Source organism: Prescottella defluvii, from assembly GCF_000738775.1.
Lineage (GTDB): Bacteria > Actinomycetota > Actinomycetes > Mycobacteriales > Mycobacteriaceae > Prescottella > Prescottella defluvii.
In genome coordinates this window covers 1-6,281 of record NZ_JPOC01000071.1, presented here as the reverse complement: position 1 = coordinate 6,281, position 6,281 = coordinate 1, and the positions used below count along the sequence as shown (strand labels likewise).

6 protein-coding genes are annotated in these 6,281 nt (G+C 70.0%); all 6 read right to left on the bottom strand.

Annotation, left to right across the window (positions count from 1 at the left end):
• Nucleotides 1-116: 116 nt before the first annotated feature.
• A complete protein-coding gene (gene purB / locus IJ15_RS0122120; RefSeq protein WP_031940518.1) occupies nucleotides 117-1,538 on the bottom strand; it encodes an adenylosuccinate lyase in 1,422 nt (473 codons plus the stop codon).
• A 35-nt stretch (nucleotides 1,539-1,573) separates the two neighbouring features.
• On the bottom strand, nucleotides 1,574-2,194 hold the full coding sequence (locus tag IJ15_RS0122115) for a TetR/AcrR family transcriptional regulator (RefSeq protein ID WP_031940517.1): 621 nt from the start codon (nucleotides 2,192-2,194) through the stop codon (nucleotides 1,574-1,576).
• A gap of 65 nt (nucleotides 2,195-2,259) precedes the next feature.
• A complete protein-coding gene (locus tag IJ15_RS0122110; protein ID WP_031940516.1) occupies nucleotides 2,260-3,438 on the bottom strand; it encodes a pyridoxal phosphate-dependent aminotransferase in 1,179 nt (392 codons plus the stop codon).
• A gap of 52 nt (nucleotides 3,439-3,490) precedes the next feature.
• The gene (locus tag IJ15_RS0122105) at nucleotides 3,491-4,294 is read right to left on the bottom strand and encodes an SDR family NAD(P)-dependent oxidoreductase (protein ID WP_031940515.1); all 804 of its coding nucleotides are present in this window, start codon (nucleotides 4,292-4,294) and stop codon (nucleotides 3,491-3,493) included.
• Nucleotides 4,295-4,615: 321 nt separating this feature from the next.
• Nucleotides 4,616-5,869, bottom strand: coding sequence for a phosphoribosylamine--glycine ligase (gene purD, locus IJ15_RS0122100; protein ID WP_031940514.1), 1,254 nt, complete (start codon nucleotides 5,867-5,869; stop codon nucleotides 4,616-4,618).
• A 124-nt stretch (nucleotides 5,870-5,993) separates the two neighbouring features.
• On the bottom strand, nucleotides 5,994-6,281 hold a 288-nt coding region (locus IJ15_RS24955), incomplete at its 5' end, for a mannosyltransferase YkcB-related protein (protein WP_037135860.1).

The following is a 6,281-nucleotide window of genomic DNA, read 5'->3' as shown; positions in this document are numbered from 1 at the left end:
GTGCCGGGGATTCCCGTTCGAGGCCGACTACTGGGCCAGCAGCATGACGGTGTCGCTGCCGCCCTCCAGCTGAGCCAGGTGTGCGGTCAGATCACCGACCGCAACGGAACCCGTTGTCACAGAATGGCGCCCGGCGCGTACCGCGCAGCGTCCGGGTTGGCGTCGACGAGCTTGCGCACCTCGGCGACCACGGAGTCGACCTGGGCGCCGGCGGCACCGATGAACGCGGACTTGTCGGCGAGGGCGTCGTCGAGCGCGGCGCGGTCGAGCGGCAGACGGTCGTCGGCGGCCAGACGATCCAGCAGGTTCGGCTCCTTGCCCTGCTCCCGCATCGCGAGCGCGACGGCGACGGCGTGCTCCTTGATGACCTCGTGCGCGGTCTCGCGTCCGACACCCGCGCGGACCGCGGCCATGAGGACCTTGGTGGTGGCGAGGAACGGCAGGTAGCGGGTGAGTTCCTTCTCGATGACGGCCGGGTACGCGCCGAACTCGGCGAGGACGGTCAGGAAGGTCTCCATCTGGCCGTCGATCGCGAAGAACGCGTCGGGCAGCGCGACACGACGGACGACGGAGCAGAACACGTCGCCCTCGTTCCACTGCGCACCGGCCAGTTCGGAGGCCATCGACGCGTAACCGCGCAGCACCACCTGCAGGCCGTTGACACGCTCACACGAGCGGGTGTTCATCTTGTGCGGCATCGCCGAGCTGCCCACCTGGCCGGGCTGGAAGCCCTCGGTGACCAGCTCGTGGCCGGCCATCAGGCGGATGGTGTGCGCCATCGACGACGACGCGGCACCGACCTGGACCAGCGCGGACAGCACGTCGTGGTCGAGCGAACGCGGGTACACCTGGCCGACGCTGGTGAACACGTGCGCGAAGCCGAGGTGCTCGGCGACCTTCTTCTCGAGCTGCTCGAGCTTGTCGGCGTCACCGTCGAGCAGATCGAGCATGTCCTGAGCGGTGCCCATCGGGCCCTTGATGCCGCGCAGCGGGTAGCGGTCGATGAGCTCACGCAGGCGGGTGAGCCCCACCAGCAGCTCGTCGGCGGCCGACGCGAAACGCTTGCCCAACGTGGTGGCCTGCGCGGCGACGTTGTGGGAGCGTCCGGCCATCACGATGCCGGTGTACTCGACGGCGCGCTCGGCCAGGCGGGCGGCGGTCGCGACACCGTGACCGTAGACGTGCTCGAGCGAACGGAGCACCTGCAGCTGCTCGACGTTCTCGGTGAGGTCGCGGCTGGTCATGCCCTTGTGCACGTGCTCGTGGCCGGCGAGGGCGTTGAACTCCTCGATGCGGGCCTTGACGTCGTGGCGGGTGACGCGTTCACGGTCGGCGATGGAGTCCAGGTCGACGCTCTCGAGGACCCGCTCGTAGTCGGCGAGCGCCTCCGGCGGAACGTCGATGCCGAGCTCCGCCTGAGCCCGCAGCACCGCCAACCACAGCTGGCGCTCGAGCACGATCTTGTACTCCGGCGACCACAGCGCCTTCAGCTCGGGGCTGGCGTAACGGTTGGCAAGGACGTTCGGGATGCGGCTCACGAGATCCCAGTTTAGGCGAGGCCGGAAAGCCCTCGTCAGTGTGTGCTCAGAGGCGCGAACTCGTCGATCAGGTCGAGCAGCATCGCCCGCGCCATCCCCCGCGGATCGGGATCCACCTCGCTGAGCGCGCCCACCACGACCCCGTCGACGACGGCGACCAGCCGACGCAACTGCGACTCGCGCACGACACGGCCGGACCGGCGCAGCAACTCGGCGAGCAGGTCGTCGAGCTGCGCCCGCAACCGCAGCTGCACCTCCCGCAGCTCGGGGTGCCGCGCGGACGCCACGAGCCGCTCGTACCGGGCGATCAGCCGCTCCCGAGCCCCGTCGCCCGCGTCAGTGCCGTCTTCGGGGCCGACCAGCAGGTCGACGATCAGGTCGACACTCGCCTCGACGCCGCGTCGCCGCTGCGTGACGTCCTCGATGCGTTCACGCATCGCGTCCAGCTCCCGGTTCCCGTTGTGCTCGACCGCGAGGGCCACCAGCTCGTCGAGCGAGGCGAAATAGTAGGTGGTGGACGCCAGCGGCAGGCCGGCCCGCTTGGCGACGGCGCGATGCCGGACGGCGTCGAAGCCCCCCTCGAGCAGAAGGTCCGCGGCTGCGGTCACGAGCGCCTGCCGACGCCTCTCACCTTTGGGCGTGGCGGCGGAGGTCATCCGTCCATCGTGCCAGCCGCCGCGACACACCCGGGTGGATTCGCCCCGACAGCGCAGGTCGCCGCCTACTTCGGCGCGGGCAGCCACCGCTCCAGCCGGACCAGTGCGTCCCGAATCTCCGCGGTCGAACCCGCGAACGACAACCGCACCGTGTGGTCACCGTGCACGGTGTCGAAGTCGATGCCGGGCGCCAGCGCGAGACCGGTGTCGGCGAGCAGACGCGCGCACCACGACGTCGAGTCGTCCGTCAGGTGCGCGACGTCGGCGTACACGTAGAACGCGCCGTCGGCCGGCGCCAGCTCGGTCAGTCCCAGCTGAGGCAACCCGGTGAGCAGCAGCTCCCGGTTCACCGCGTACCGCTGCACGTGGCCGTCCAGCTCGGCGCGGGACTCGTCGGAGAACGCCGCGACGGCCGCGTACTGCGAGATCGCCGGCGGGCACACCGTCATGTTCGACGCGAGCCGCTGCAGTGCCCGGCGCAGGTGCTCGGGCACCAGCATCCAGCCCAGTCGCCACCCGGTCATCGAGAAGTACTTCGACACCGACCCGATCACCACGGCCTCGCGCGACGTCTCCCATGCCGACGCCGTCGGCTGTCCTCCCGCGGCCTCCCCCGAGAACTCGATGCCGTGATAGATCTCGTCCGAGATCAACAGCGTGTCGTGCTCCTCGCACCAGCGGGCCAGCGCCGCCAGTTCGGTCGGGTCGATGACGGTGCCGGTGGGGTTCGCGGGGCTCGCGACGATGAGGCCGGCGGGCGGGGTGTCCAGTTCCTCGAGCATCGCGACGGTCGGCTGGAACCGGGTCTCCGGGCCACAGTCGATCTCGATCACGTTGCAGCCCAACGCCGTCAGCGTGTTCCGGTACGCGGGGTAGCCGGGGCGGGCGACGACGACGGTGTCCCCGGCGTCGAACGCGGCGAGGAACAGCAGCGTGAACGCTCCCGACGAACCCGTCGTGACGACCACCTCGTCGGGGTGGACGGCGTAACCCGAGCGACCGCTGTGATAGTCGGCGATGGCCTGACGCAGCGGTTCGATTCCGAACGTCTCGGTGTAGCCGAGCAGATGGTTGTCCAACGATTCCCGTGCGGCGCGCAGCACCGGCCCCGGGGCCGGGGTCGACGGCTGCCCGGCCGCGAGCGACAGCACGTCACCGTGGGTGCGCTGACGCTCGGTGGCCGCCTTCCACACGTCCATGACGTGGAAGCCGGGGATGGTCGATCGCTGGGATTCGGTACGCACGTCTTCGACGCTAGCAACGGCGGCGACGTACCGGAATTTCGACGCCGCGAAGTCAGTCGTCGAGCAGGACGCGGCGGCTCGCGGCGATCGGACTCTGCGCGGTGAGGCCACCGTCGAGCACGAGGGTCTGCCCGCTCATGTACCGGGACTCGTCGGATGCCAGGTAGACCATCGCCCACCCGATGTCCTCGGGATCCCCGATCATGTCGAGGGCGTTGTGGTGCCGGATGTCGGCGATGACGTCCGCGGGCACGTTGTCGCGCAACGCGGGCGTCATGATCGCGCCCGGTGCGACCGCATTGCAGCGCACACCGTTGCGCCCGTACTGGGTGGCGATGTACTGGGTGAGCCGGATGACCGCGGCCTTCGACGCGCCGTAGGCGCACTGCAGGGTGTCCCCGGCCAGGCCGGCCACCGAGACGGTGTTGACGATCGATCCGCCGCCGGCGGCGATCATGTGCGGCAGCGCCAGCCGGGACGCGACGACCGTGCTGCGGGCGTTGAGCACCATCGTCCGGTCCCACTCGTCGAGGTCGAGCCGCAGCAGGTCGAGGTCCTTGCGCGGATTGCTGCCGCCGACGTGATTGCACAGGACGTCGATGCCGCCGAAGTCGGTGGCCGCGCGTTCGATCATCGCGGCGACCGATTTCTCGTCCATCACGTCGACGGCCATGCCGACGGCCCGCCCCGAGGAATGGCCGCCGCTGATCTCGGCGGCGGCGCTCGCTGCGGCGTCCTGATCGAGGTCCGCGATGAGCACCTGCGCGCCCTCGGCGACCATGAGCCCGGCCGCCGCACGGCCGATGCCGCTCGCCGCTCCGGTAATAATGATCTTCTTGTCCACGAGACGATTCATGACAATCCCTTCACCTGCGGCCGGTCGCCGCACCGAATACTGATCGCTCGGTTCGTGCCCTGTGACGTTCGACGAAACGTTCCTTCTGGTCGCTACCCCGGAGAACACCGGCTATGCACCGAGAAGAAGGCCTTCCGTCACGCTACCGAGAACATGAACGGGCCTACGCAGAATACGACCGGAATACGCCGGTAAATGCGGCCCCCCAATGCAATCCGTCGAAACAATGCTGCTAAACGAATTGGCACAATTGTCCAAGAAATGCGACGACGCCGCGTCCCCGAACGGGGACGCGGCGTCGCGGAGGAAGGGTGCGTCGGGTCAGATGGAGATCCGGCCCTCGACGGCGGCGAGACCGATGTCGCTACGGAAGTGCCCGCCCGGCAGCTTGACCTCGGTCAGGCGCGCGTAGGCGTCCTCGCGGGCCTCGGTGAGGTCGGCGCCGACACCGACGACACTCAGGACACGGCCGCCGGCGGAGACGATCGCACCGTCCTCACGGGCGGCGGTGCCGGCGTGCAGGACGCGGTCGGCCTCGGAACCGGCAATGACGTCACCGGTGCGCGGGGTGGCCGGGTAGTTCTCGGCGGCCAGCACGACGGTCACGGCGGCGCCGTCGCGCCACTGCAGCGGCGGGACCGACTCGAGGGTGCCGGTCGCGGCGGCGTTGAGAACCTCACCAAGCGGCGACTCGAGCAGCGCCAGGACCGCCTGGGTCTCGGGGTCACCGAAGCGGCAGTTGAACTCGACGACGGCCGGACCGTTCTTGCCCATCGCCAGGCCGGCGTACAGCAGACCGGTGAACGGGCAGCCCCGCTTCACCATCTCGGCGGCGACGGGCTTGCACACCTCGTCGACGATCTGGGTGACGGCCTCGGCGGGCAACCACGGCAGCGGCGTGTAGGCGCCCATGCCGCCGGTGTTGGGGCCGGTGTCGCCGTCGCCGACCCGCTTGTGGTCCTGCGCCGGCAGCAACGGGACGACGGTTTCGCCGTCGACCAGGCAGAACAGCGATACCTCGGGACCGTCGAGGAACGACTCGAGCAGCACCGGGTGGCCGATCTCGAGGCACTCGGCGGCATGGTCACGCGCGGCGGCGCGGTCGGTGGTGACGACGACACCCTTGCCGGCGGCCAGTCCGTCGTCCTTGACGACCCAGTTGGGGCCGAACCGGTCGAGGGCGGCGTCGAGGTCGGCCGGGTTGTCGACGACCTCGCTGTGCGCGGTGCGGACACCGGCGGCGGCCATGACGTCCTTCGCGAACGCCTTGGAACCCTCGATGCGGGCGGCCTCGGCGGACGGGCCGAAGCAGGCGATCCCGGCGGCGCGCACGGCGTCGGCGACACCGAGCACCAGCGGCACCTCGGGGCCGATGACGACCAGGTCGGCGGCCTGCGACTTCGCGAGCTCGACGACCGCGTCACCGGACGCGACGTCGACCGCATGGGTCTCGGCGATGCGGGCGATGCCGGCATTGCCGGGGGCACACATCAGCTTGTCGACGCCCGGGTCACGGGCGAGGGCCAACAGGAGGGCATGTTCACGGGCTCCGGAGCCGATCACGAGTACGCGCACGGGTGTCAGCCTACGGCCCGACGTCGACCGTCCCCACCACGACCTCACCCCCTCGCGCTTTGCGCACTTGTCGCGAGAAATCGGCGCTCCCCACATCGACAAGTGCGCGAAACGCGGGACGGGATCAGTGCTGCGTCGTGAGGTCGTAGAGCGTGACCCCGTCGACGGTGGTGGATGTGAAGTTGCCCTCGACCCACTGTGCGATCGCCGATGCGGTGCCCTCGGCGCCCATCCCGGCCGTGCCCCTCATGCCGGCCGTGCCAGCCGTGCCCCCCGTGCCGCCGGCGATGAAGTAGTGGATCCGCCCGTCGGCGACGTACTGCCGGAACTGCTCGAGCGTCGGCGACGGGTCGCTGCCGTTGAACCCGCCGATCGGCATCACCGGACGCTCGGTCTCGAGCTGGTAGCCCGA

Coding starts and splice junctions, on each gene's coding strand:
- IJ15_RS0122115 (WP_031940517.1), bottom strand. CDS start 2,194: ATGACCTCCGCCGCCACGCCCAAAGGTGAGAGGCGTCGGCAGGCGCTC.
- IJ15_RS0122105 (WP_031940515.1), bottom strand. CDS start 4,294: ATGAATCGTCTCGTGGACAAGAAGATCATTATTACCGGAGCGGCGAGC.